General features: G+C 59.9%; 28 protein-coding genes. 16 read left to right on the plus strand and 12 right to left on the minus strand.

Annotated elements, in window-relative coordinates; all coding sequences use genetic code 11:
• Positions 1–27: 27 nt before the first annotated feature.
• The 3 genes from fliN to motA form a co-directional block, all read right to left on the minus strand.
• The gene (gene fliN, locus RG540_RS00810) at positions 28–630 is read right to left on the minus strand and encodes a flagellar motor switch protein FliN (protein WP_038583631.1); all 603 of its coding nucleotides are present in this window, start codon (positions 628–630) and stop codon (positions 28–30) included.
• 73 nt (positions 631–703) lie between these two features.
• Complete coding sequence (locus RG540_RS00815) at positions 704–1,654, minus strand: FliM/FliN family flagellar motor switch protein (protein WP_038592776.1); 951 nt, start codon at positions 1,652–1,654, stop codon at positions 704–706.
• Positions 1,654–2,523: a flagellar motor stator protein MotA gene (gene motA / locus RG540_RS00820; RefSeq protein ID WP_038583633.1), complete on the minus strand. Its 870-nt coding sequence runs from the start codon at positions 2,521–2,523 to the stop codon at positions 1,654–1,656. Before motA ends, RG540_RS00815 begins: the two co-directional genes overlap by 1 nt.
• A gap of 200 nt (positions 2,524–2,723) precedes the next feature.
• Here motA and RG540_RS00825 point away from each other — a divergent pair, with 200 nt between their 5' ends.
• The 13 genes from RG540_RS00825 to RG540_RS00885 are packed head-to-tail and all read left to right on the plus strand — an operon-like array spanning position 2,724 to position 11,708.
• Positions 2,724–3,503, plus strand: coding sequence for a DUF1217 domain-containing protein (locus RG540_RS00825; protein WP_038583634.1), 780 nt, complete (start codon positions 2,724–2,726; stop codon positions 3,501–3,503).
• Between the two features lies 1 nt (position 3,504).
• Entirely contained in the window at positions 3,505–4,242 is a 738-nt protein-coding gene (gene flgF / locus RG540_RS00830) for a flagellar basal-body rod protein FlgF (RefSeq protein WP_038583637.1), read from the plus strand.
• Positions 4,243–4,264: 22 nt separating this feature from the next.
• Positions 4,265–5,662: a flagellar protein export ATPase FliI gene (gene fliI, locus RG540_RS00835; RefSeq protein ID WP_407668859.1), complete on the plus strand. Its 1,398-nt coding sequence runs from the start codon at positions 4,265–4,267 to the stop codon at positions 5,660–5,662.
• A 7-nt stretch (positions 5,663–5,669) separates the two neighbouring features.
• Entirely contained in the window at positions 5,670–6,242 is a 573-nt protein-coding gene (locus tag RG540_RS00840) for a hypothetical protein (RefSeq protein WP_038583639.1), read from the plus strand.
• Between the two features lie 53 nt (positions 6,243–6,295).
• Complete coding sequence (gene flgB, locus RG540_RS00845) at positions 6,296–6,682, plus strand: flagellar basal body rod protein FlgB (protein ID WP_038583641.1); 387 nt, start codon at positions 6,296–6,298, stop codon at positions 6,680–6,682.
• A 4-nt stretch (positions 6,683–6,686) separates the two neighbouring features.
• On the plus strand, positions 6,687–7,106 hold the full coding sequence (gene flgC / locus RG540_RS00850; RefSeq protein ID WP_038583644.1) for a flagellar basal body rod protein FlgC: 420 nt from the start codon (positions 6,687–6,689) through the stop codon (positions 7,104–7,106).
• On the plus strand, positions 7,103–7,441 hold the full coding sequence (locus tag RG540_RS00855; RefSeq protein ID WP_038583646.1) for a flagellar hook-basal body complex protein FliE: 339 nt from the start codon (positions 7,103–7,105) through the stop codon (positions 7,439–7,441). Before flgC ends, RG540_RS00855 begins: the two co-directional genes overlap by 4 nt.
• A gap of 17 nt (positions 7,442–7,458) precedes the next feature.
• Complete coding sequence (flgG, locus tag RG540_RS00860; protein WP_038539731.1) at positions 7,459–8,247, plus strand: flagellar basal-body rod protein FlgG; 789 nt, start codon at positions 7,459–7,461, stop codon at positions 8,245–8,247.
• Positions 8,248–8,267: 20 nt separating this feature from the next.
• Entirely contained in the window at positions 8,268–8,750 is a 483-nt protein-coding gene (flgA, locus tag RG540_RS00865; RefSeq protein ID WP_038583648.1) for a flagellar basal body P-ring formation chaperone FlgA, read from the plus strand.
• A complete protein-coding gene (locus RG540_RS00870; protein WP_038583650.1) occupies positions 8,747–9,877 on the plus strand; it encodes a flagellar basal body P-ring protein FlgI in 1,131 nt (376 codons plus the stop codon). Before flgA ends, RG540_RS00870 begins: the two co-directional genes overlap by 4 nt.
• Complete coding sequence (locus RG540_RS00875; RefSeq protein WP_046599552.1) at positions 9,874–10,434, plus strand: MotE family protein; 561 nt, start codon at positions 9,874–9,876, stop codon at positions 10,432–10,434. Before RG540_RS00870 ends, RG540_RS00875 begins: the two co-directional genes overlap by 4 nt.
• The gene (gene flgH, locus RG540_RS00880) at positions 10,431–11,150 is read left to right on the plus strand and encodes a flagellar basal body L-ring protein FlgH (RefSeq protein WP_038583651.1); all 720 of its coding nucleotides are present in this window, start codon (positions 10,431–10,433) and stop codon (positions 11,148–11,150) included. Before RG540_RS00875 ends, flgH begins: the two co-directional genes overlap by 4 nt.
• Positions 11,151–11,192: 42 nt before the next feature.
• On the plus strand, positions 11,193–11,708 hold the full coding sequence (locus RG540_RS00885) for a flagellar basal body-associated FliL family protein (protein ID WP_038592785.1): 516 nt from the start codon (positions 11,193–11,195) through the stop codon (positions 11,706–11,708).
• 121 nt (positions 11,709–11,829) lie between these two features.
• Here RG540_RS00885 and RG540_RS00890 read toward each other — a convergent pair whose 3' ends face one another.
• The 8 genes from RG540_RS00890 to RG540_RS00925 form a co-directional block, all read right to left on the minus strand.
• Complete coding sequence (locus RG540_RS00890) at positions 11,830–12,600, minus strand: cephalosporin hydroxylase family protein (RefSeq protein ID WP_038583654.1); 771 nt, start codon at positions 12,598–12,600, stop codon at positions 11,830–11,832.
• Positions 12,593–13,654, minus strand: a complete 1,062-nt coding sequence (locus tag RG540_RS00895) for a class I SAM-dependent methyltransferase (RefSeq protein WP_038583657.1) — start codon at positions 13,652–13,654, stop codon at positions 12,593–12,595. The genes RG540_RS00890 and RG540_RS00895 overlap by 8 nt, the downstream gene beginning before the upstream one ends.
• Before the next feature lie 4 nt (positions 13,655–13,658).
• Positions 13,659–14,492 carry an NAD-dependent epimerase/dehydratase family protein gene (locus RG540_RS00900; RefSeq protein WP_038583659.1) on the minus strand — a complete coding sequence of 278 codons (834 nt, stop codon included), beginning with the start codon at positions 14,490–14,492 and terminating at the stop codon, positions 13,659–13,661.
• A complete protein-coding gene (locus RG540_RS00905) occupies positions 14,489–15,712 on the minus strand; it encodes a class I SAM-dependent methyltransferase (RefSeq protein ID WP_038583661.1) in 1,224 nt (407 codons plus the stop codon). Before RG540_RS00905 ends, RG540_RS00900 begins: the two co-directional genes overlap by 4 nt.
• On the minus strand, positions 15,709–16,269 hold the full coding sequence (locus RG540_RS00910; protein WP_038583664.1) for a dTDP-4-dehydrorhamnose 3,5-epimerase family protein: 561 nt from the start codon (positions 16,267–16,269) through the stop codon (positions 15,709–15,711). The genes RG540_RS00905 and RG540_RS00910 overlap by 4 nt, the downstream gene beginning before the upstream one ends.
• Positions 16,266–17,348: a CDP-glucose 4,6-dehydratase gene (gene rfbG, locus RG540_RS00915; RefSeq protein ID WP_051909204.1), complete on the minus strand. Its 1,083-nt coding sequence runs from the start codon at positions 17,346–17,348 to the stop codon at positions 16,266–16,268. The genes RG540_RS00910 and rfbG overlap by 4 nt, the downstream gene beginning before the upstream one ends.
• A complete protein-coding gene (gene rfbF, locus RG540_RS00920) occupies positions 17,330–18,103 on the minus strand; it encodes a glucose-1-phosphate cytidylyltransferase (RefSeq protein ID WP_038583665.1) in 774 nt (257 codons plus the stop codon). The genes rfbG and rfbF overlap by 19 nt, the downstream gene beginning before the upstream one ends.
• A 101-nt stretch (positions 18,104–18,204) precedes the next feature.
• The gene (locus RG540_RS00925; protein ID WP_038583668.1) at positions 18,205–19,452 is read right to left on the minus strand and encodes a glycosyltransferase family 2 protein; all 1,248 of its coding nucleotides are present in this window, start codon (positions 19,450–19,452) and stop codon (positions 18,205–18,207) included.
• 326 nt (positions 19,453–19,778) lie between these two features.
• On the opposite strand from RG540_RS00925, the gene fliP reads away from it, so the two are divergent.
• Positions 19,779–20,516, plus strand: a complete 738-nt coding sequence (gene fliP / locus RG540_RS00930) for a flagellar type III secretion system pore protein FliP (RefSeq protein WP_038592789.1) — start codon at positions 19,779–19,781, stop codon at positions 20,514–20,516.
• Positions 20,517–20,576: 60 nt separating this feature from the next.
• Here the strand turns inward: fliP and RG540_RS00935 are convergent, their stop codons facing one another.
• A complete protein-coding gene (locus RG540_RS00935; protein WP_051909205.1) occupies positions 20,577–22,517 on the minus strand; it encodes an O-linked N-acetylglucosamine transferase, SPINDLY family protein in 1,941 nt (646 codons plus the stop codon).
• A 328-nt stretch (positions 22,518–22,845) separates the two neighbouring features.
• Here RG540_RS00935 and RG540_RS33415 point away from each other — a divergent pair, with 328 nt between their 5' ends.
• Together RG540_RS33415 and RG540_RS33420 are read left to right on the plus strand one after the other, a co-directional pair.
• A complete protein-coding gene (locus RG540_RS33415; protein WP_038583671.1) occupies positions 22,846–24,111 on the plus strand; it encodes a flagellin N-terminal helical domain-containing protein in 1,266 nt (421 codons plus the stop codon).
• 255 nt (positions 24,112–24,366) lie between these two features.
• Positions 24,367–25,632 carry a flagellin N-terminal helical domain-containing protein gene (locus tag RG540_RS33420; RefSeq protein WP_038583673.1) on the plus strand — a complete coding sequence of 422 codons (1,266 nt, stop codon included), beginning with the start codon at positions 24,367–24,369 and terminating at the stop codon, positions 25,630–25,632.
• The last annotated feature ends 128 nt before the right edge of the window (positions 25,633–25,760 follow it).

The raw sequence follows: 25,760 nt of genomic DNA on the forward strand, positions 1-25,760 counted from the left end.
GTCTTCCTTTTCTGTCCCAAACAGGGATCAGGTTCTTCTCGTGCTCAGTACTTCCGTCAGTCTCACACCGAAGCGCGTGTCATCATTTTCCAGCACAGTGATCTCACCTTTGCCGATGCGGCGTCCGTTGACCACGATCTCAACCGGCTCGCCGATCTTCTTGTCGAGCGCGATCGTCGCACCCTCTTCGAGCGTCATCAGGCCCGAAACCTGCATGCGGCTGGTTCCGAGCACGATCTCGACGTCGATCGGGATATCCATGATCAGGTCGAGATTGGCATTGAGCGCGCTGCCCGGCTCCTGATAGGCGGCGCTGCTGGATGTCGAGCTGCCGAAATCGTTGCCGCCGAAGCTTTTTGCACCGCCAAGGCCAGCGCTACCGCCGCCGAAGCTTCCTCCGCCGCCGAACGTATCGGCCGGGGCTTCGAAGCCGCCTCCGAACGATGGGGCATCGGACGAAAAGTCGCTGGTTGCGGATGCGCCGAAATCAGCATCGAAGCCAGGCACGCCGCCGTCGGCGTCCGTCTTCAAGACGCCGCGCAGATCGTCGATAGCCTGATCCAGATCAGCATCATTGCCGAGGGGCATCAGTGAATCGTCATCGGTGAGAGGTGTCTTCTTCGTAGCCATGCGGTGATTATTCCCGTTGAAACTTGCGTCAGCCTGCCTTTGCGAAAACGCCGGCGGCAGGCTCGCCGCGGATCTAGCCTATCAGGTGCTGGAGGATCTCGTCGTCCGTGCTGATGTTATCCTTTACGCGGACTGTATACCGCTCGCCGGACCGCCCGAATTCGCAAGAGTACATATCCCGGCCGTTGGCACTGACCTGAACCTGGACATCGCGCTTGTCCTGGAAAGCGATCACGTCGCCGGCGGCGAGCCGCGAGATCGTCCCGAGCGTCAGCTTCTGCAACCGGATACGGGCCTCGAGGGTCACATGCGAACGGCGGACTTGGTCATTCATGCGGTCCGTCCATTCTTGCTTGGCCTTGACTTGAGCCTTCGCCCGCGGAGCGGTGACTTTGGTCTTCAGGAAGGCACGTTGAGGGATGACCAGGGCAAATTCGGACATGACCGAGCCGAGCTCGAATGCCATACGGATGGAGACCCCGAATTCCGGGCGTGCCAGATCATCCGATTTCGGCCTGTCCTCGGCGTTATGGGGTCGTTCAAGGTTTGCTTCGAACCCTCCCTGCGAATTGACGCCGGAGCGCAGCACGTTGGCGATCCGCTCGAAAACCATCGCCGCGAGGTCGAGCTCGATATCCGAGAGCGGACGTTCGATCGGCTGCATGATCGTGTCGGCTGCCGAGCCCAGCATCAATTCCATGAGTGCAATCACGAAGCTGTTGCCGCAACCGAGCACGAAATTCGGGGACCAGTTGCGCAAGGATCCGTCGGAAAGCGCAAACCCATCGCCCAGATCGGTGATGAGGTCGGTCATCAGGCCGGACGTGCAGCTCACATAAGAGACGCCGATCCGGATGCCCGTTTCGCTGTGGAAGACGTCTGGCAGGAATTCCGCGTAGAGTTGCGCGAATTCGCTGCTGATCTTCTCGACGGTTTTCTTGTCGCCGAGACCCCCGGTCAGTTTTGCGAGGAGCGCCAGGTCCATGCCCGACGCCGGTGATTGGTTTGCTTGGTTCGACGTCATCATGCCGCCTTTTCTCCACCAGGATTCATCATTTCCTGCTCGACCGAGTCGATCGAGGGCCGTTCTTTGTTGGAAATAGTCTTACGTCCGTATTCGAGCGCAACCTGCGGCACGGAGCCGTTCATGTAGGCAAGCAGGGTCTGCTTGACGATGATGTACAGGCGGTGCTGCTTGGTGCGGACGATCTTGATCTGCGAGGTCAGCGGGTTGCAGACCGAATAGGACAGGAAGATACCGAGCATCGTGCCGACGAGAGCCGCACCGATGAGACCGCCGAGAACTTCCGGCGATTCGTTGATCTTGCCCATCGCCTTGATAACCCCGAGAACGGCGGCGACGATACCGATGGCCGGGAAGGAATCCCCCATCGCGGTGATCGCATGATAAGGCTTCATCTTGTCGGAGAGCATCGTGTTGATTTCTTCGTCCATCAGCGCCTCGATCTCGTGGGAGCGGGCGTTGCCGATGATGATGAGGCGCACGTAGTCGCAGATGAAGGCGGTCAGTTCCTTGTTCTTCAGGACCGTCGGAGCAGTCTGGAAGATCGGCGATTCATCCGGATTGTCGATATGGGCTTCGATTTCGTTGCGCGACTTGGTTCTGAGGTCGCGCATCAGTGAATAGAGCACGCCGAGAACGTCGAGGTAGTTGCGCTCCTTCGGTACGGCATTCTTGAAGGCTTCTCCAAGCGCCTTGCCGCTATCCTTCACCACCTTCATCGGGTTGGCCATGATGAAGCCGCCAAGACCGGCGCCGCCGATGATCATGAGCTCGAAAGGCTGGATGAGAACGTTGATATGGCCACCCATGGCCATGAAGCCGCCGAGAATACAGCCAACGGTGATGACAAAGCCGATAATAATATTCATCGCGTACCTGTGCCCGATCGTTTTCGTTTGTCTTGGGGATAAGGCTTCTGGCTTGCGTGAGGCTGGCTGTGAAGACGGTAATAAAAGCGGGTGCCGAACAGCTTCGCACAAGTCTTCAGGCCTAGTTCTGCCTAGGATCGGACCGGATTGCCGGCTCCGCAGCGACGTTCGCCGCTTCCGCGGACTTAGGTAGAGCTACCGTGATCACGACCTACACCAGCTACGCAATGATCAGTCGCGACATGTCGAAGTCGCTGGAGCGTGTCGCCGAAAAGCCGGAAGTTGCGCGCGAGACCGAATATTATCTCTCCAAGATCGGCAGTATCAAAAACATCGACGACTTCATGGCCGATACGCGTCTCTATAATTACGCGCTGAAGGCACACGGTCTCGAGGATATGGGCTACGCGAAGGCATTGATCCGCAAGGTCCTGACGGAAGGCACCGACAACAAGGCCGATTTCGCCAACCAGCTGTCCGACAGCCGTTATGCGCAACTGGTCGAATCCCTGAACTTCGCAGCTTTCGGTACGACCGCCACGTCGTTCGACAAGGCCCAGAAAGGCGTCGTCGACAAGTTCCAGCGCCAGACGCTGGAAGAGGATGCCGGTGCCGACAATATGGGCGTTCGGCTGGCTCTCTACTTTGAGCGCACTGCGCCGACGATCAAGTCCGGCATGGAAGTCCTGGCCGACGACGCGCTTTCGGAAGTCATGCGCACCGCGCTTGGCATGCCGGATGAGATGATCGGCGCCGACCTCGACCGTCAGGCCAAGTACATCGAAGACATGGTCAAGATCGAGGATTTCCAGGATCCGACCAAGGTCAACAAGTTCCTCGAGCGGTTCACGGCCATGTGGGAGATCAGCAATCCCACCGACACTTATGACCCGCTCGCCGTCTTCAATTCCCCCGCGTCGAGCGGGATTTCAACAGATCTTCTGATCTCGATCAACAATCTGAAACTCGGAGGCAAATGATATGCAGTCCGGACTTTACGTCGGCATCTCTTCCCAGATCGCGCTTGAGCGTCGCTTGAACACGATCGCCGACAACATGGCCAACATGAACACCGTCGGCTTCCGCTCCACGGAGGTCAAGTTCGACGAGGTTCTGAGCAAGACCCAGAACGATATCGGCGCAAAGGTCGCGTTCGTCACCCAAGGCAACGACTATCTGTCGACGCGTACGGGTGAAATGCAGCGCACGGGCAACCCGCTCGACTTTGCGATCAAGGGTGATGCCTGGTTCTCGATCGACACGCCTGCCGGCAAGGTATTGACCCGTGACGGCCGTTTCACCATGGATGAGCTCGGCCAGCTCCGCTCGATCCGCGGTTATGCGGTCCTCGATGCAGGCGGCGCGCCGATCCAGCTCAACCGTGACGGCGGTCCTCCGACCGTCGGCTCCGACGGCATCATTCGTCAGAACGAACAACCAGTGGCCAGCCTCGGTCTGTTCACGGCTGATGTCACCAAGGGCTTCGTTCGTCACGACAACTCCGGCGTCATCACTGTAGACACCCCGCAGCCGGTTCTCGAGGGCATCAAGAATTCCGTCGTCCAGGGCTATATCGAAGGGGCCAACGTCAACGGCATCAGCGAGATGACCCAGCTCATCCAGGTCAATCGCGCTTTTGAAAGCATTTCGTCGCTGATGCGCGACAGCGAGACTTCGCTGGACGCTGCGATCAAGACGCTCGGTGGTTCCAACGCTTAAACGATAGGAAAGAGGGCCCACCATGATGGAAGCGGCTATCCTCGATGCAATCAACGGCGGCAAGCTGGGCCAGCTTGCCGGGCTTTCGGCGCGTTACTCCGATCCGGCCTTCTCTGTCGCCCATGGTGGTCATGTCAGGACCATTGCTGCAGGGCATTATACGGTCGCGGGCTTGTCGAAACATGTGCGGCTCGGCGAATTCGTCGCCCATCGCAGCGCGACCGGCATCCATCTCGGCGAAGTGGTTCGCGTCGAGCCGGACATCATCTATGTCTGCCCCATCGAACCCGGCGAGCCGATCGGCATCGGCGATACTGTCATTCGCAAGGGTGCCTTTCGTGTCGCTCCCGACGAGAGCTGGTGCGGGCGCACGATCAATTCGCTCGGTGAGCCAATCGACGGCAAGGGGCCGATCGCGCGCGGCCTTCATCCCCGTTCGATCGCCAATACGGCGCCACCCTCCATGACGCGCAGCCGCGTTGAAAAGGGTTTCAGGACCGGCGTCCGGGCAATCGACATCTTCTCGCCGCTCTGCCTCGGCCAGCGTCTTGGCATTTTCGCCGGTTCCGGCGTCGGCAAATCCACGCTTCTGTCGATGCTCGCCAGAGCCGACGCGTTCGACAAGGTGGTAATCGCGCTGGTCGGCGAACGCGGCCGCGAAGTGCGCGAATTCATCGAGGATACACTCGGCGAGCATATGTCGAAGTCAATCGCTATCGTCGCGACCAGCGACGAAAGCCCGATGCTCCGCAAGATGGCGCCACTGGTGGCGATCACCGTCGCCGAACATTTCCGCGACCAGGGCGACAACGTCCTGTTCATCGCCGACAGCGTCACCCGTTTTGCCCATGCGATCCGCGAGGTCGCGGTCGCGGCCGGAGAACCGCCGATCGCACGTGGGTATCCGGCATCCGTCTTCACCGAGCTGCCGCGCCTGCTCGAACGTGCCGGCCCGGGCGTCGAGGGCACGGGCACGATCACCGCGATCATCTCGATCCTGGTCGATGGCGACAACCACAACGACCCGATCGCCGACTCGACCCGCGGCATTCTCGACGGCCACATCGTTCTCGACCGTTCGCTTGCCGAAGAGGGCCGCTATCCGCCGATCAATCCGCTCGCCTCGATCTCGCGTCTCGCCCGCAAGGCCTGGACCGAGGATCAGGAAAAGCTGGTCTCGCGCCTGAAATCACTGGTCCACCGCTACGAAGAAACCCGCGATCTGCGCCTGATCGGCGGTTATCGCGCCGGCAGCGATCCGGATCTCGACATGGCGATCAAGCAGGTGCCGGTCATCTACGAAGTCCTGAAGCAGACGCCGGGAGAAAAGCCGACGCTTGATGCCTACGCGGATCTGGCCAATGCGCTCCGGGCGGCGGCGGGGCAGGGCAATCCGCAGTCGGCCATAGCAAGAAGGTGATTATTCGATGAGCGACAAGAACAATCAGGACGCGGCGGCTCAATCGAAGTCGGAAGAGGCACAGTCGCGATTGGGGGACAAGATCCTCGTCGCGACGGGCATCACGCTGGCCGCCGCCTCTGCCTTTTTTCCCTGGTACGTCTTCCTGAATGCCGACAAGTTCGGCATCCGCACGGAAGCACTCGGCCGCACCCGCGATCTGCCCCCCGGCGTTGCCCGCTCGGTCGTCACGGTATCGCCTCTCGCCATGACCGACAGTTCCAAGGACGACTGGCCGAAGCCCGTCGAGCCGACAGACGCGCTGACCACCGCCACCGCCTCGTCGCTCGGCGAGACCCGCAACACCGGTAGTGTCCGGGAAGAGCAACCCTTTCCGGGCAAAGGCAATTTCCGGCTGCTTCATGTCGCCAATGGCCGCGCGCTCATCGAAGACGGCTCCGGCATGTACATGGTCCGGGTAGGCTCGATCCTGCCCAACAACAGCAGGCTCGCCACGCTCGAACAACGGGACGGCAAGTGGGTGATCATTACTTCGAGCGGAGAAGTTTATCGTGACACCGGCGGCAGCGCGCGTCCGTAAGTCCGACGCAAGCTTACCGGCATAGTCTCCGGACAGAAGATGGAGACAGGCCCATGCAACCGATTCAATTGTTCGAAATGGCATCCCGGCAGGCCGATTGGCTCTCGGTGCGTCAGGAAGTTGTTGCGGGCAATATCGCGAATGCCAACACGCCGAAGTTCAAGGCGAAGGATATCACGCCTTTCAACTCGGTGCTGGACCGCACGCATGTTCCGATGGCTCGCACCAATCCGGGCCATTTCGCGAGCAACGACCTCAGCGATGAGATCGACATCAAGCCATCGGAACTGAACGACGAAGTCGGCGTCCAGGAATCCGGCAATACCGTCTCGCTGGCCGACGAGCTGACGAAGACGGGCGAAATCAAACGCCAATACGAATTGAGCACAGGACTAGTGAAATCGTTTCACAGCATGATGCTGACGTTAGTGAAGAGGTAAGCAAATGGATCCGCTTTCAGCCTCCTTGAAGATCGCTGGATCGGGAATGGAGGCGCAGTCGACACGTCTGCGCATCGTTTCCGAAAACATTGCCAACGCCCGCTCCACCGGCGACACGCCCGGCGCGGAGCCCTATCGCCGCAAGACGATTACCTTCGGCTCCGAGCTCGACAGGGCGAGCGGCGTAGACGTGGTGCAGGTGAAGAAGCTCGGCAACGACAGCTCGAAGTTCATCGAGGAGTATGATCCGGACCATCCGGCAGCCGACGCGAAGGGCATGGTCAAGCTGCCCAACGTCAACATGCTGATCGAAATGGCCGACATGCGTGAAGCCAATCGCTCCTACGACGCAAACATCCAGACCATCAAACAGACGCGCGAACTGATCGCTGCGACGATTGACCTTCTGAAGGCCGGACAATGATCGATAAAATTCAAAATGTTAGTTCTCTTTCGCTGTCGAACGGCATCGATGAGGTCGGTTCCACAAACAGCTCCGTGCTCGCCGGCGGCATCGCGACGACGCCCGGCCAAAACACCGGCATGGATTTCGGCAGCGTCATGGCCAACATGGCGACGGACACGATGAACAGCCTGAAGGGCGCGGAATCGATGTCGTTCAAGGCCATTCAGGGCAAGGCCAACACCCGTGAAGTCGTAGACGCGGTCCTTGAAGCGCAGCAGTCGCTTCAGACCGCCATGGCACTGCGCGACAAGATCGTGTCGGCCTATCTCGAAGTCACGAAAATGCAGATCTAGAGTTTGAGGACGAAGACATGAGAGCGCTTTCCGTCGCAGCAACGGGCATGGATGCCCAACAGACCAACCTCGAAGTCATCGCGAACAATATCGCGAACATCAACACGACAGGTTATAAGCGCGCCCGCGCCGAGTTCTCTGATCTGCTCTATCAGAGTGAGCGTGCCCAGGGCGTGCCGAACCGGGCCAACCAGGCGATCGTGCCGGAAGGTGCCAATATCGGCCTCGGCGTACAGACGTCCGCCGTGCGCAACATCCATACGCAGGGTGAACTGACCCACACTGAGAACGATCTCGACGTCGCGATCGTCGGCCGCGGCTGGTATCAGATCCAGACCCCGGATGGCCAGACGCTCTATAGCCGCGCCGGCGCCTTCAACAAGAATGCCCAGGGCCAGCTGGTCACGATCGACGGTTATGCGGTCGTGCCGAACATCACCTTCCCGGCAGATGTCAGCGAAACGCAGATCACCCGCACCGGCCAGGTCATGGTCCGCGTCGGCAAATCCGCGGATTTCACGGAAATCGGCCAGCTCACCACGGCCAACTTCGTCAACGAAGCCGGCCTGCAGCCGCTCGGCGACAACCTGTTTGCGCAGACCGCCGCATCCGGCGAGCCGATCGTCGCAGCCCCCGAGGATCCGGGCTTCGGTTACCTGAAGCAGGGCTATCTGGAAAGTTCCAACGTCGACGCCGTCCGCGAGATTACCGATCTGATCTCCGCCCAGCGCGCCTACGAAATGAACTCCAAGGTCATCACCACTGCCGATGAGATGGCTACGATCGTCAGCAAAAACCTGAAATAATAAACAGGAGACGGGCAGACATGAAGTTTCGCCGGAAAAATGCGATTGGCGCCAGGCTGGCCTTGCGGCTCCTGGCAGCTCTTCTCGCCGCAACGGGCTCGCCGGTTCTGGCCGGCATGGGGACGGCCGTCGTGCCGACCCAGACGATCTATCCCGGCGAAGAGATCACCGAGGGCAAGGTCGATGAGGTTCAGGTAACCAATCCGAATCTGGCCGGCGACTATGCCCGCAAGACCAGGGAAGTCGTGGGCATGGTGGCAAAGCGCACGCTGTTGGCCGGGCGTACCGTTCCGGTCTCGGCGCTACGCGAAGCCTTCGCGGTCACCCGCGGCAAGGCTGTTCGCCTGACCTTCACCATCGGCAGCATGACGATTTCGGCCTCCGGCTCGCCGCTTGAGAATGCGGCTGTCGGGGACGTCATTCGCGCGCGCAACATCGATTCAGGCGTCACGGTCAGCGGCACCGTCATGGCTGACGGGACAATCCAGGTGATGACGAAATGAGAACTCGTTTCTTCCTCACGACGCTCGCCGTGATAGGCTCCCTGCTGGGGAGCGTGCCGGCGTCCGCCGATGGCCCCTACATCGTCTCCGCCCGCATCAAGGATATCGCATCCCTGCAGGCTGGCCGCGACAACCAGTTGATCGGCTACGGTCTCGTCGTCGGCCTCCAGGGCACGGGCGACAGCCTGCGCTCGTCTCCCTTCACCGACCAGTCCATGAAAGCGATGCTGCAGAACCTCGGCATCTCGACGCAGGGCAGCCAGTCCAATGCCAAGAACGTCGCGGCCGTCATGGTCACGGCCAACCTGCCTCCTTTCGCTAGTCCCGGCAGCCGCATCGACGTCACGACCAGCTCGCTCGGCGACGCGACCTCGCTGCGCGGCGGCACTCTGGTGATGACCTCGCTTTCCGGCGCCGACGGCCAGATCTATGCTGTGGCCCAGGGCGCACTGGTCGTATCCGGGTTTTCGGCACAGGGCCAGGCGGCGACGCTGACCGAAGGCGTAACGACTGCGGCCCGGGTGCCGAACGGCGCAATTATCGAGCGCGAGCTGCCGTCCAAGTTCAAGGATTCGGTGAACCTCGTCCTGCAGCTCCGCAATCCGGATTTCTCGACCGCGGTGCGCGTCTCGGACATCGTCAACAGTTTCGCGGCACGCCGCTACGGTGGTCCGATCGCCGAGCCCCGCGATAGCCAGGAAGTGGTGATCGAGAAGCCGAAGAGCGCTGATCTGACGCGGCTGATGGCCGAGATCGAGAATCTCGTGGTTGAAACCGACACGCCGGCCAAGGTTGTCGTCAACGAACGGACCGGCACGATCGTCATCGGTGCGGATGTGAAGATCTCGCGTGTCGCGGTCAGCTACGGCACGCTCACGGTGCAGGTCACCGAGACCCCGCAGGTGATCCAGCCTGAACCGTTCTCGCGCGGCGAGACGGCGGTTCAGCCCCAGACGGACATCATGGCGATGAAGAACGGCGGCCAGGTCGCGCTCCTCAACGGTCCGGATCTCAGGACCCTGGTCGCCGGCCTCAACAGCATCGGCGTGAAGCCGGACGGCATCATCGCTATCCTGCAAGGCATCAAGTCCGCTGGTGCCCTTCAAGCGGAGCTCGTCCTGCAATGACCGAGACCCTGTTCACCATTTCCATATCGAAGAAGCTGGCGCGTCGGGTGCTTGCCGCTGCTGCTGTCCTGACGTTGGTTTCCCAGGTCGGAGCGCAGCAGCCGGCTCCGGTCAACGAAGCGTCGACCAGCGACGAGATCCAGAAGTTCTGCACCAATATCGCCGATGCCGCGCGAGACCAGCGTTATCTCCTGCAGAAGCAGGAGCTTGAAAAGCTGCAGGCGGACGTCGACGACCGCATCAAGGCCCTCCAGGACCGGACCGCCGAATATCAGGACTGGTTGAAGCGCCGCAACGACTTCCTGGCACGCGCCCAGGCCGGCCTGGTCGACATCTTCAAGACGATGAAACCGGATGCGGCCGCGCCGCAGCTGGGAGAAATGAACATGGAGGTCGCGGCCGCGATCATCATGCAGCTTCCGGCCCGTCAATCGGCCCTTTTCCTTGCGGAAATGGATCCGCATAAGGCCGGCATGATCTCGACGATCATCTCTAGCGCTTCCGACCCGCACACGTCGAAAGCACGCGCTCCCAATGTTCCGAAAGTACCCTCATGACGAAACGCATTCCCGCAATCCTCGCTGTTCTCCTTCTGGCCGGTTGTTCCAGCCAGACGATCAAGGAAATCGGCAATGCGCCGGCGATGAGCCCGATCGGGAGCGGCCTGCAATATGCGCAGGCGCCGCAGATGTCGTCCTATCCGAAGCAGCCGCGGCAGATGGCCAGCGGCTATTCGCTGTGGAGCGACAACCAGGCCGCGCTTTTCAAGGATTCGCGTGCCCTCAATGTCGGCGACATCCTGACCGTCGACATCAAGATCAACGACAAGGCGTCGTTCGACAACGAGACGGAGCGCAACCGCAAGAATTCGACCAGCCTGACCTGGGGCGCCAACTTGAGCAATCTGTTCGGTTGGACTCCCAAGGCGGGCACGACCGGCGATCTGGGCACGGATTCGAACACGGATTCGCAGGGCAAGGGAACGACCAAGCGTGCCGAAAGCCTGAAGCTGCTCGTGGCTGCCGTCGTCACCGGTATTCTCGAAAACGGCAATCTCCTGATCAGTGGCTCACAGGAAGTGCGCGTCAACCACGAAATCCGCATTCTGAACGTTGCCGGTATCGTCCGGCCGCAGGATGTCGATTCCACCAATATGATCTCCTATGACAAGATCGCCGAAGCCCGCATCTCCTACGGTGGCCGCGGCCGCCTGACGGAAGTCCAGCAGCCGCCGGTCGGTCAGCAGGTCGTCGATATGTTCTCGCCCTTCTGACGGACCCGGGCGAAGGTCTCTTGATGTGAAGGTTTGAAGATCATGGCGGATGAAGCACAGGCGGCCGACGCTAAGAAAAAGAAGAACGGCACCATCATGGTCATTGCGGGCGTCGCGATCCTGACCGTGATCGGCGCCGGTGGCGGCTGGGTTGTCGGCGGCATGATCGCGCCGAAGGATCCGAACGCGCAGGCACATCAGGCGGAACCTGCGGCCGGCGAACACGGCGAAGCCGGCAAGAAGGAAGAGGGCCTTCCCCATATTTCCACCGAGGCCAACGGCGTCGTTCTCCTCGAGCCGATCACCACCAATCTCGCCTATCCGTCCGAGAACTGGATCCGGCTCGAAGTCGCGCTTGCATTCAAGGGGCCGCCGGAACTGACGCTTGCCGAAAATATCCACCAGGATATTCTCGCCTATATGCGGACGGTCTCGCTACAGCAGATCGAGGGTCCGCGAGGCTTCCAGTATCTCAAGGACGACATCAAGGAACGCGTCGATCTTCGCTCGCAGGGCAAGGTCGCCAAGGTGATGTTCCGCTCCTTCGTGATCGAATAGCGGTCGTCTCAACGACAAATCACAAAAAAAGCGGCCTGTAAGCGGCCGCTTTGTTCGTTTGGGTCGGATCTCTGTCCGATCGTGACTGCTCCTTCGGTTTACCGAAGGAGCATCCTTTCGTTTAGCGGACCCGCTTCAGGAAGCCGTCGGGGGCGACGGTAATCAGCAGCTTGTTCTCGACCGACTTGTCGATCTCGAATTCCGGATGGGTTTTCAGGTATTCGAAGACGGCGGTTTTCGGATTGTCGCCTGGTCCCCAGGGGCGATCGCCCGCCAGTTCCTTCGGAAGGTCCTCGACGACGGTGTCGAACACGACGCAATAGCTGCCGACGCTGGTGAGCGGGGCATAGAGCTTGAGTTCCTCGAGAACGTGCTCGTGCGTGTGGTTGCTGTCGAGGCTGATCAGGATGCGCGAGTAGCCGGCAGCGACCTTGCGGACCTGGTCCATGATCTCGGGCGCGATGCTGGAGCCCTGGATCATCTCGATCCGCGATGCCATCGGGTGGGCCTCGATCGCGTCCTTGTTGTGGGGGCGGATGTCGATGTCGATGCCGAGAACCTTGCGCTTCGGCTTGGCGGGATCGACGACTTCGCCCTTTTCCGCCGCTTCCGACAGTTCCAGCAGCGCCAGCATCGAGGCGCTGAGGATGAGGGAGCCGCCATGGGCGATGCCGGTCTCGATGATCAGGTCGGGTTTTACCGTCCAGATCAGCTCCTGCATGGCGACCATGTCCTGCGGATACTGGATGATCGGCCGGCCGAGCCAGAAATAGTTGTAGGAATATTGCGAGGCGATCGACGTGCGCATGAACTGCGCGGCGCTGTCGGTAAGTTCCTTGTTTCCAGGGACGGCAGCGACGCGGGCTTCAACTTCCTTGGTGAAATCACTCATTGTCGATCCCCACATAGGTATAGGCGTTGTGAGACAGCATTCGAATTTCCTCGAGATAATTGGAGTTCATGACGTAGATGGTCGAGCCGTGGGGAAGCTTCGCCAGGGCCTGGTCCGGCGATTGCACCATCAGGCCGGTCGCCGGCAGGAATTTGCCCTGTTTGGCGGGATTGATGTCGATGACCATGTCGACCGGCTGCCCCTGACGGGATTTCAGCAGCGAGAAGGTCACCCCTTTCGACGCGCCGCCCCAGATCGCCGAACTGTCGCCCGCTGCAATTCGATCGCCCAGTGTGCGGGTAAAGTCGGCGGGAAACGCGACGCGATCGGTTTCTTCGCGCACCGGCGGCTGCAACGAGTCCAGCTCGGCCACCACGTAAAGGTACTGCCCGCCGAAAATCCGGCCGCTTTCGATGACATTGCCGAAGATCCGGTGGAAATCGGCCAGGCGGAAATAATTGACGTGCTCGTAGAATACGTCGAACCAGGCACGGTGTTCCATGATCCAGTCGAAGCAGGGTACTTCGATATAGATACGGCCCTTGCCGCCGTTCGCCTTGCAGAGCTCGACGAGGAAATCATACGGGCTCTGGATATGCTCCAGCACATGGCGAAGGATCAGTCCGTCGCCTTGAACGTCGACGCCGGCCTCGAAATAATGCCGTTTCACGCGCGGGTTCGTGCCCTCGTAGGTGGGGTCGAAACCGGTGAGGTCGAAGCCTTTTTCGAGCAGCATTTCGAGGAAGAGGCCCTTGCCGCAGCCAACCTCCACCAGGTTCTCGCGGCCCATCGTCCGCTCGACGATGCCGGCCACCATTTCCAGATGCTGGTGAAAATGCCGGCTGACACCCTGTTCGTTATTGTAATTGCCGTCGTAGTCCATGAGCTTCGGGTCGAACGCATCGTTGTAGACGAGGCCCGTGTTCATGTCCTGCACCAGGCGGATGTCGCCCTTGGCGCAGTTCTTAGCTTCCGCCGCCGTGGGATAAACGCGGTTCTGGAAGGTCGGTAACTGCGGCTGTTCGTAAAGCAGCAGGGTATCTTTCGTTGTCATGTCATCACCTCGTTAATCCTACAACGCAGGGAGGATCCACCAGATTGTCGGGACGGGCGCCGAATCGCAGAAGATCGCGTCGACCATACTCGTCGGCCAATCGCTCGGCTATCTGCCGCACGGTGACCGGAATTCCGGAACAGATGTTGGCTGCTCCCGTTCTATCGCCAAGCCCGATATCAGCAATCTGCCTTCCTGCTTCGCGAACGTCCAGGAAGTCGCGGATCTGGTTGCCGCTGGTCAAATCCACCGGTTTGCCTGCGGCGAGCTGCGCGCGAAGGTAGGGAAACAGCCGTCGCTCGTCTTCACCTTCGCCGAAAAGATAAAAGAGTCGGCACCAGGCAAAGCTGATCCGGTGCAGCGGCAGCCATTGCGACAGAGCCATAAATACTGCGGCTTTCGCGCCGGCATAGGGGCTGATCGGGCGCAGCGGCGTGTCGGTGGCGAGCATGCCCACCGAGACGTCATATTCGAAACACGTGCCCACGCCGACGAACCGTTTGACGCCGGCGAGAGCCGCGCCCTGCGCCATCCGTAACGTGCCTTCGAGGCAGACGATATTTTCCGCCGACTGCAGATATTTGCCAGGCTCCGCATACCAGGCGACATGTGCGACCGTATCGACGCCTTCGAGGGTCTTCGCCCACCACTCGACCGGCTCGCGAAACAGGTCCGGCGTCCGCACGATGCTCTCGACAGCGGAGAGATCGCCAAGCCGGCTTTCCGCTGATCCTTCGCGTAAAATCACCCGGACGCGCACACCGGATTCGGTCAGCGCCCGCAGTACCTGCCGGCCGACAAAACCTGTTCCTCCGGTGAGCAGGACGAGTGGCGTCATATGACCTTCAATTCCGGCACGGCGGTTACGAACCTGGTGCCCTGATCGGCAAGCGAAGCCAGCTGCTGACGGACTTCGGTCGCGATGTTCCAGGGCAGGATCATCACATAGTCCGGCCGGCGCGCGACGATCTCGTCCGGATGCAGGATCGGAATGTGGCTGCCCGGCATGAACTTGTTCTGCTTGGCGGCTGCGGCATCGCAGACATAGGGCAGCAGGTCCGGCTTGACGCCGGCGAAGTTGAGGAGCGTGTTGCCCTTGGCCGCGGCGCCATAGGCTGCCACCGTCTTGCCCTCGCGCTTTGCGTCCAGCAGGAAGGCGAGCGCGTCGTTCTTGACCTTTTCGGCCTTGGCCTGGAAATCGGCATAGGTGGCCGAGGTCTGAAGACCACGGCGCTGCTCTTCGCCGAGAAGTGCGGCAACCGCCTCTGTCGTCTGCCGCGGATCACCCGCATGGCATCCGTAGACGCGCAGGCTGCCGCCATGGGTCGGCAATTCCTCGACGTCGAAGATACGTAAGCCCGCCGCTTCGAAGATCTTTCCGACCGTGAAGAGGGAAAGATAGGAGAAGTGCTCGTGATAGACCGTATCGAACTGATTGTACTCGATGAGCCGCATCACATGCGGAAATTCGAGCGTGACGGTGCCGCCGGCCTTCAGCACCGCCTTCAGGCCGCGCGTGAAATCGTTGATATCTGGAACATGCGCATAGACGTTGTTGCCGAGGATGAGATCGGCACCCTTGCCTTCCTCAGCCAGCATTTTGCCGAGCGCTTCGCCAAAGAATTCTCGGCGGACCGGAATGCCGAGCGCCTCGGCAGCTTCGGCGGTGCTGGCCGTCGGCTCGACGCCGAGGCAGGGTATGCCGGCCTTGACGAAGTTCTTGAGGAGATAACCGTCGTTCGAGGCGACCTCGATGACCATGCTGTCCCGGCCGAGACCGAGACGGGAGGTGATCATCTCGACATAACGGGCTGCATGGGCGAGCCAGCTCGTCGATGCGCTGGAAAAATACGCATATTCGGCACTGAAGAGCGATTCGGCCGAGGCATAGTCCTCGGTCTGGACCAGCCAGCATTCCTCGCAGACCTGTAGCCGCAAGGGAAAATAGACTTCCGGCTTTACCAGATCTTCGGCGGTGAGATACGCGTTGGATGGCGGCGCGAAGCCGAGGTCCAGGAAATCGCAGCGAAGTGCGGTCCCGCAGTGGCGGCAGTTCATGGCGTCAGTCCCGTGAATTGTGATGTCAGGAAGGAATGACCGCGATCACGATCCGACATTTCGGTGATCTCCAGCGGCCAGGCGATGGCGAGTGCGGGATCCAGCGCGTTCAGCGCACCTTCCGAACCGGCCGCGTAGGGCATCGAATGGAAATAGAGAAGCTCGCAGTCGTCGGTGAGTGCTTGGAAGCCATGCGCGAACCCTTCCGGGATCAGCAGCGAGCGGCGGTTCTCGGCGGAAAGCTCCTGGGCATGCCATCTCAGGAAGGTTGGCGAATCGCGTCTGAGATCCACTGCGACGTCGAAGACCGCGCCGCGCAGGCAATTGACCAGTTTCATCTCGGCATGGGGAGGGCGTTGGAAATGCATGCCGCGCACGGTGCCCTGGCGGGCCGTCATTGTCAGGTTGATCTGGGCGATCGGCTTTTCCCAACCCACCGGCGCCAGTTCGTCTGCGCAGAACATGCGCGACAGGAAGCCGCGCGAATCACCGAGGTTCTGGCGTTCGACGAGCTTCAGGCCGGCAAGCGGCAGATCGGTGACGGTGAAGCGGCTCAAGGGCGTGCCTCGTATTCGTCGATTTCGGCCTCGCAAAGGGCGCGGGCGTCGGCGCCGTCATTCTGCGCACGATACCATTTCATCGTCCGGTCGACAGCCTCCGCCAGCGACCAGCGCGGTTCGATACCCAGCATATGCCGCGCCTTGGCCGTTTCCAAGGCAAGCCAGCCCGCTTCGTGCGGTCCCTCGGTGCCGTCGCCGTATTCTACATCGCCGCGGCCGTAGGAGGCGCGGGCGATTTCGATCACCTGGCGCACCGGTGCAGCTTCATGGCTGATCGGGCCGAAATTGAAGGCGTCGCCAATCGAGGGATCGCTCCACAGCCGTTCGGCAAGCACGAGATAGGCTGAGAGCGGTTCGAGCACGTGCTGCCAAGGGCGCTTGGCTTCCGGCCGCCGGACGCTGAGGGAATTGCCGGACTGCCAGGCGCGCACCGCATCCGGCAGCAGACGGTCGGCCGACCAGTCGCCGCCGCCGATCACGTTGCCCGCCCGGGCGCTGGCAACCGCCACGCCTTTTTCGCGCAGAAATGAATCGCGGTAGCTCGCAATGATAATCTCGGATGCGGCCTTGCTGGCGCTGTAGGGATCGTGCCCGCCGAGATGATCGGTCTCCCGGTAGGGAAAGGCGTGTTCGAGGTTGCGGTAGACCTTGTCCGTGGTGATCGCGACGACCACGCGCGCGGACGGCACCGAGCGGACCGCCTCCAGCAGGTTGGCGGTTCCGAGCACGTTGGTCGCGAACGTGCCAAGCGGATCCTGGTAGCTCGGGCGCACCAGGGCCTGAGCGCCGAGATGCATGACGATGTCGGGGGAGGCGGAGCGTACCAGTTCGGCGAGCCTGGCCGCATCGCGGATATCCTGGAAATGACTTTCCCTGAGATCGGGCCGCGCGAGCGCAAAGAGGCTGGGCTGCGTTTCGGGCAGCAGGGCAATGCCGGTGACTTCGGCGCCGAGGCGACCGAGCCAGATGGAGAGCCAGGCTCCCTTGAAGCCTGTATGCCCTGTCAAAAGGACGCGTTTACCTTCCCAGAAACCGCGGCTCGGCTGGGCTCCTCCGCTCACGGCCAGATTTTCCATGGCGCTTTTCCGGAAGCCCAGAGGTCTTCGAGCAGGTTCTTTTCGCGCAGCGTGTCCATCGGCTGCCAGAAGCCTTCGTGCTCGTAGGCCATCAGTTCGCCCATCGTGGCAAGGTCCGCCATCGGCGCAGACTCCCACGGAATGTTGTCGCCCTCGATGAGGTCGATGCATTTCGGCGAAAGTACGAAGAAACCGCCATTGATCATGCCGCCATCGCCGCGCGGCTTCTCCACAAAGCCGGTAACCTGGTTGCCGGAGCGTTCGAGCGCGCCGTAACGGCCCGGCGGATGCACCGCGGTAACCGTCGCGTTCCTGCCGTGCGAACGATGGAACTTGACGAGCTCGGTTATATTCACGTCGCTCAGGCCGTCGCCATAGGTGAAGCAGAAGCTTTCCTCGTTGCGCAGGTAGTCCGAGACGCGCTTCAGGCGGCCGCCGGTCATTGTCGCTTCGCCGGTATCGATCAGCGTCACCTTCCAGGGCTCGGCGCTGCGGCGATGGACCTGCTTTTCGTTATAAGCCATGTCGAAGGTGACGTCCGACATATGCAGGAAGTAATTCGCGAAATACTCCTTGATGACGTAGCCCTTGTATCCGCAGCAGATGATGAACTCATTCACGCCATGGGCGGAATAGAGTTTCATGATGTGCCAGAGGATCGGCCGTCCGCCGATCTCGATCATCGGCTTCGGCTTGAGATGCGTCTCCTCGGAGATACGGGTTCCCAATCCACCGGCGAGAATTACAGCTTTCAATTCCGTCTCTCCGTAACTGACGCGCTATCCATTGAAACGACGACCGTCAGCAAGCCATGCAAGGGAGGCTTTCAAGCGATCGGGCAAAACGCCTTCGTCCGTTAGAGCAAAATGGTCTTGATCAGATCGTCCTGGCTGAACACGAGGTTCGGCAGATAGCCCATTTCCACGAAACGGTCGCGCTCTTCCGGCAGGTGCACGAGGACTGCCGTATTATCAAGTTGCTGCGGCGTGGGGGCGGCCGGCTCGTCGATCATCTGCAGCCGCAAGGGGAAATCGACCCTGAAAAGCCGTTCCTTGATGGTGTCGATGTCATGAAACCCGTGGATGACGAGATTTTCGATGCCGGCGGTGACGCTCACCTGCCACACGAGGATCTGCAGCGCCGTTGCCAGCAATCCGCCATCCTTGAAGGACTGAACTTCCGGATGCTCGTCGAAGCCTCCGAAGACCATTCTCGTATAGACTTCATACGCCTTCACGTATTCGCGCATGCCGACGAGCAGTCGCATCGAGACGGCCATTCGCTGCAGCGTGAAGTTTCTGCAAAGATGCTCCTGGGTCGCGCGCTCGTCGGGCGAAGTGCCGACCTTGCCGCGTTTGGATGCGAAATAGAGGAAATATTCCAGACCGCCGCGGTACTGGTCCCATCCGGTTGCCGCGATCTGAGCGCCTCCCTGAACGCGATCGCGTTCGACGCCGGATACGATGACCTGGCGATAGAAGGGCGTCTTGCGGAAAGCGATGTCGCCCTGGTCCAGGAAGTGGGCGAGCATGGGGAACGGGTAGAAGCAGATATCTCTCGGAACCCACGCGGCCCGGAAAGCGCTGCTGCGATAGATGCCGATTTCAGGGAAGATGTGGCCCCTGAACATATAGTTGAAGACTTCGGCGAAGCTTTTCTGCGGGAAAACCTTGTCTTCGTTGACCGTGTAGAACAGTCCGCCCTCTACCTCGTTGATGCCGTCATACATCGCCCATGGTGCATGGCAGACCGTGATGTTCGGGTTTTCGTCGAGATAGGCAACGATATTGGCGACTTCCTGCGGGATCAGGCGATCGTCGTCCGCGAGATAGAGCATGTATTCGCCACGTCCCAGCCTGAGCGCGCTGTTCATGTTGGGGATCATCCCGACATTCTGCGCACCCCTGACGTAGCGGATAGGCATTCCCCGCTCGATGAATTCCTTGGCGACCGCGCCCGTATTGTCGGTGGAGGCGTTGTCGGAAATGACGATTTCATAGGGGAAATCGAAACGGAAATCGCGATGGCACCGTTCCAGGCAATCGTGCAGGTGTTTTTCACGGTTGTAGGTGGGGATGCAGATGCTGAGTTTAATGGAAGACACCGAATTTCCTCGATCTGATTTACTCGAACAAGCCCTTCCGGCTCGCCGCAGACGATTGACGTTCCGAAGCACCGGTGACTTGCCGAAGTGAGGAGCCCTCACATTGCTGTTGGGCCTCTTTGCGGCTTTGAGCCATTCATAAGCTCACGCTATTCAACCAGACTTGCGCCAAGCTGAATGAAGACCTCGTTCGGCAACCCAAGCCTTGTCGTTTGGTCAGGCTGGTGCGGCTTTCTGTGCACGAGCTTCAGGATGCGGGCTTGAGGTGTTGACCTGCATTGGTCGGGGTGACTATCGAAGGTGACGCAAAGGACCTTCGTGATCGCATGATTCGGCTGATCTTCCTGTTCGTCGCTCTGATGGCGGCACCCGGGCTCGCGCTCGCCCAGCAATCGCCCGCGGATCTTCTCAATCTGCCGGTCGATGGTTCCGCAGCCGCGTGGATCATCCGAACCTTTGGGCTGTTGACGATTCTTTCCGTCGCCCCCGGCATTCTGATCATGGTCACGAGCTTTCCGCGGTTCGTGATCGCCTTCTCGATCTTGCGCTCCGGCATGGGTCTGTCGACCGCGCCGTCGAACATGATATTGGTCTCGATGGCGCTGTTCATGACGTTTTATGTCATGTCGCCTACCTTCGACAGGGCCTGGAACGAGGGCGTCCAGCCGCTTCTTCAGAACAGGGTCACGGAGGCTGAGGCGGTTCAACGAATCGCGGAACCGTTCCGGGTTTTCATGTCGGCCAATACGCGCGACAAGGATTTGCAGCTTTTCGTCGAAATCGCCCGCGAACGAAACCAGTCGGTCGGGACGCCGCAGGCGATCGACTACCGCGTCCTGGTCCCCGCCTTCATGCTCTCGGAAATCAGGCGCGGTTTCGAGATCGGCTTCCTGATCATCCTGCCGTTTCTGGTCATCGACATGATCGTCGCGGCAATCACCATGGCGATGGGCATGATGATGCTGCCGCCGACGTCGATCTCGCTGCCCTTCAAGATCCTTTTCTTTGTCCTGATCGACGGCTGGAATCTGCTGGTCGGCAGCCTGGTTCGTTCCTTCAATTGACTGGCAGCAGAGCTGCTGAAATGGAAACGGCGGGGGATCCCCGCCGTTTCCATTCGCATATCAGTTCTTGCGTGAGCTGAAGGGGCCTTCCCGCGGCGGGAGAGCAGGAACGCTGAAGTGGTCGGGCTTGATCTTGGCCTTGGCCTTCTCGGCCATCATCGTGTAGGCGGTTTCAAGATGCCGGCAATACCGTTCGGCGTCGAACAGCGGGTGCGTGAAGCGGTTTGCCTCGAGCCGTTTCCGGACCTCTTTGAGCTCCTCGCGGTTGTTGTAGTAGTGGACCGCGCGGCGAATGAAATCGTCCTGATCGTCGGCGACCATTTCCGGCAGGCCGAGCGCATTCAGCAGGCTTTCGCTGACCCGGGATGCAAAATTCTTGCCCTTGTGGGTCAGCATCGGAAGTCCGGCCCAGAGCTTTTCGGAGGTCGTCGTGTGGCCGTTATACGGATAGGTATCGAGACCGAGATCGGTCAGGCCGATACGGTTGATATAGGCCGCATAATTGTTGACGCGATCGCCGAATATCAGGCGGCTTTCGGGTATGCCCGCCTCCGCGAAGGCCTTGATCAGGTTCTTTCTGGCGCCGAAACGCTCGCGGCAGATCAGGAACAGATAGCTCTCCGGCGTTTCCTTGAGGACGCGTATCCAGAGGTCGATCGTTGCAGGCGTGAATTTCCAGTGGCTGTGGAAGCACGAGAAGATGAAGGCGTCCTGAGGCATGTCGCAGAGTGACCGATCGATCGGCTGCGGCATCGGGCGGTGGACTGCTTCGTTCGGGAAGAACGTCTCGGGCATCCAGACAACCTTCTCGAAATAGTTCGGGAAGGAGCTTTCCGGCACCACCGTGCTGTCTGCGATGAGGTAGTCGATATCGACATTGACCACAGTGCCCGGATAGCCGAGCCAGGTCGCATGGACTGGCGCGGTCTGGCGGTTCATTACGAATACCCGGTTTTCGGCAGTATGACCCTGCAGGTCGACCAGGATGTCGATATTCTCGGCCTTGATCGCTTCGGCCGCCTCGTCATCCGTCATGCCGCGGATTCGGACGACCCTACCCCATTCCTCGCGGATGGCGTTGTTGTCGTTGCGTAGCCGCTCGGCAGGCGCGTTACAAAAGAGCGTGATGTCGAAACGGCTCTTGTCGTGCGATTCCAATATGCCGCGAAGCGCCTTCATAACGGCGTGTTCGGTCCAAAGGTCGGCGGAGAGATAGCCAACGCGCAATTTGCTGCCCCAGCGATGCGGCATGGCAAGCCTTTTCGAGGCGCTGTTCTTGGGCTTTCGTTCGCCCATTCTGGCGCCCGCAATGGCGTTCGTCTTTTCATCGTCGCACCAGCGCAGATTGAAGAGCGATACCTCGTCGGAAATCGCTTCGAATTCGCCTCTGGCGATTTCCTCGAATTGGATAGGCTCGTATTTGCGGATGATCTCGTAATCGAGGGCGTCTCTCATGGCTGAGAGATAGAAATTGCGCACGATGCGATCTTCGGGATCCTTTTCAAAGATCTCGAGAATGCACTTGTTCTCTTCGTCGCTCCGATCCTGCAGCCGGATCGAGCGGGCCGCAAGCTGGCGGTGTGTCGGCTCTTCGCTTCTTGCCAGCGTATTGCGGAAGGCTTCGGCGCCCTCCAGTTCCTGGCGCATCAGGGCGCCGGACATCAGGACGGCCATGTCGGGATCGGCGATCGCTTCCTTGAGGAAGCGCGCACCCAGACGAAGGACGTTGATGTCGTCGTTATTGGAAAAATGAAGCCGCATGGCTTCGCGCATGTATTTCATCTTGTGGGGGGATTCCATGCCCCCGGCAAGCTGGAACGCCTGGGCGGCCTCGGTCTTCATCTTGAGCTTCAACAGAGTGGCGCCCAGGAGTGCGTAGTGCCTCGGGTCCTTGTGAACATCCAGCAGCTTGTTCAGGATGCCCAATACATCGTGATATTCTTTTTTGTCGAAGTGATTTTGTGCTGCGACGTATTGCCGTTGTATCTTCAGGGGTTTCAAGGCTTCCCGCTCCAGTAAAGTTGTGCCGGCGTCCCGGCAAATCGGCTTCCCCGACAATGGTGGCAAGTCAAGCTTGCATGAAGCCGACCTCGCTGAAGCGGAACTTTCGTCAATCTTCCGTTAATCATATCGGTCGAACGGCTTTTAGCTCCCATCGTTGTTTAAAGAACTTAGAAAGGAAATGCTGCGAGATTTGCCTCACACGACGGGTTTGGTGTTCCTTCAGATTGAAGAGACCGAGTTGGCATGATGCCGGACCGAAGTGCCGGTAAAATATACAGTCCGGTATGTCCCCCTCCAGGTATTTCGTTCAAAGGGACAATCAACTATGGCTAGCATTCTCACCAACGTGTCGGCGATGGCCGCGCTCCAGACGCTGCGCGGCATCAGCAACGATATGGAATCCACGCAGAGCCGAGTTTCCTCGGGCCTGCGTGTCGGTTCTGCTTCCGACAACGCTGCCTACTGGTCGATCGCGACCACCATGCGTTCCGACAAGGGTTCGCTCTCGACCGTTCAGGACGCCCTCGGCCTCGGCGCTGCCAAGGTCGACACTGCCTATTCCGCCATGGAATCGGCCATCGACGTCGTCACCGAAATCAAGAACAAGCTGGTTGCAGCTTCCGAACCGGGCGTCGACAAGTCCAAGGTCCAGGAAGAAATCACCCAGCTGCAGAGCCAGCTGAAGAGCATCGCTTCCTCCGCCTCGTTCTCCGGTGAAAACTGGCTGCAGGCCGAAGTCGGCGGCACTCAGAACGCCACCACCGGCATCATCCAGGCCGGCACCGAGATCACCAAGCAGCTCGTCGGTTCGTTCGTTCGTGACAGCGAGGGCAACGTTTCGGTCAAGACCGTCAACGTCGTTCTCGACGAAACCAACGTCCTGTTCGACCTGAGCGGCGGCCGCGGCGGCCTTCTCGACCAGAACGCCCTCAACGGTTTCCGCGCCATCAGCTTCGACGACGGCACGACCAACCACAAGGAATACTTCGGCAAGATCAACACCTCGGCGATCTACTCGACCACTGCCCAGTGGAAGGATATCGGCGGCGGCGTGTTCATGAAGGGCGACACCAACGGCGTCTACTCTTCGGGCTCCAACGGCACCTACATGATCAAGGTCGGCGGCGCTTACATCGACGCTGTCTACACCACCAAGGGCTACGACTTCTCGGCTGGTGCGACCGCAACGTCCGGTATCAAGTACGGAGCGGACATCTCGGTTTCCGACCTCGACATCACCAAGCTCGAAGATTATCGCGACTCCAGCGGTGTCAGCTATCTCGGCCTGGGTACAAAGGCCAGTGATGAAGACCTCATGGCGGCACTGACCTCGTTCGTCGACGGTCAGCTGGAAGCGATGGGCAGTGCTGCGGCCAAGCTCGGTGCCGTATCGAAGCGCATCGATATGCAGTCGGACTTCGTCTCCAAGCTCACCGACTCGATCGACAAGGGTGTCGGCCGACTGGTGGATGCGGACATGAACGAAGAGTCGACCAAGCTCAAGGCACTGCAGACCCAGCAGCAGCTGGCGATCCAGTCGCTCTCGATTGCCAACTCCGACTCGCAGAACATCCTGTCGCTCTTCCGTTAATCGACACAGGGAAAATGGCGCGGCGGTTGACCGCGCCATCGACCTTCAAAAAGGGCCGCGTCCGAATTCGGACGCGGCTTTTTTTATTCCATGGTTCGCTTCAATGTTCCTTAATCATATTGCTGCATTCTTTGGCCATCGAAACGGTGAGTTAACCAAGAAAATTAAATGGTTAACAAGCATGACGCTGTCCGCTGTTCCCGGTGAATTCCGGAATGTCCCTTCCTGCAAATAGCCATTCAAGGGGCAATCAATATGACTAGCATTCTTACCAACGTTGCAGCCATGGCCGCGCTTCAGACGCTGCGCGGCATCGGTTCCGATATGGAATCCACGCAGAGCCGAGTTTCCTCGGGCCTGCGTGTCGGTTCTGCTTCCGACAACGCTGCCTACTGGTCGATCGCGACCACCATGCGTTCCGACAAGGGTTCGCTCTCGACGGTTCAGGACGCTCTCGGTCTTGGTGCGGCCAAGGTCGACACTGCCTATTCCGCCATGGAATCGGCAATCGACGTCGTCACCGAAATCAAGAACAAGCTGGTTGCAGCTTCCGAACCGGGCGTCGACAAGTCCAAGGTCCAGGAAGAAATCACCCAGCTGCAGAGCCAGCTGAAGAGCATCGCTTCCTCCGCCTCGTTCTCCGGTGAAAACTGGCTGCAGGCCGAAATCGGCGGCACTCAGAACGCCACCACCGGCATCATCCAGGCCGGCACCGAGATCACCAAACAGCTCGTCGGTTCGTTCATCCGCGATAGCGACGGCAATGTAGCTGTCAAGACCATCAACGTCCTCCTCGACGAACAGAACGTCCTGTTCGACCTGAGCGGCGGCCGCGGCGGTCTTCTCGACAGCAACGCCCTCAACGGTTTCCGCGCCATCAGCTTCGATGACGGCACGACCAACCACAAGGAATACTTCGGCAAGATCAACACCTCGGCGATCTACTCGACCACTGCCCAGTGGAAGGACATCGGCGGCGGCGTGTTCATGAAGGGCGACACCAACGGCGTCTACTCTTCGGGCTCCAACGGCACCTACATGATCAAGGTCGGCGGCGCCTATATCGACGCAGTCTACACGACCAAGGGTTACGACTTCTCGGCTGGCGCAACCGCAACGACCGGTATCAAGTACGGCACGGACGTCTCGGTTTCCGACCTCGACATCACCAAGCTCAAGGACTATCGCGACTCCAGCGGTGTCAGCTATCTCGGCCTCGGCACCAAGGCCAGTGATGAAGACCTCATGGCCGCACTGACCTCATTCGTCGACGGTCAGCTGGAATCGATGAACAGCGCTGCCTCCAAGCTCGGCGCCGTATCGAAGCGCCTTGATCTGCAGACGGACTTCATCTCCAAGCTCACCGACTCGATCGACAAGGGTGTCGGCCGACTGGTGGATGCGGACATGAACGAAGAGTCGACCAAGCTCAAGGCACTGCAGACCCAGCAGCAGCTGGCGATCCAGTCGCTCTCGATTGCCAACTCCGACTCGCAGAACATCCTGTCGCTGTTCCGTTAATCGAAACTGGAAATATGGCGCGGAGGCTGACCGCGCTATGGATCCAAAAAGAAGCCGCGTCCGAAATCGGACGCGGCTTCTTCATTTTCCCAATTCGTTTCAATCTTCATTAACCATATTGGGTTTAC

This window comes from Neorhizobium galegae bv. orientalis str. HAMBI 540, assembly GCF_000731315.1.
In the GTDB taxonomy this organism is placed as follows: domain Bacteria; phylum Pseudomonadota; class Alphaproteobacteria; order Rhizobiales; family Rhizobiaceae; genus Neorhizobium; species Neorhizobium galegae.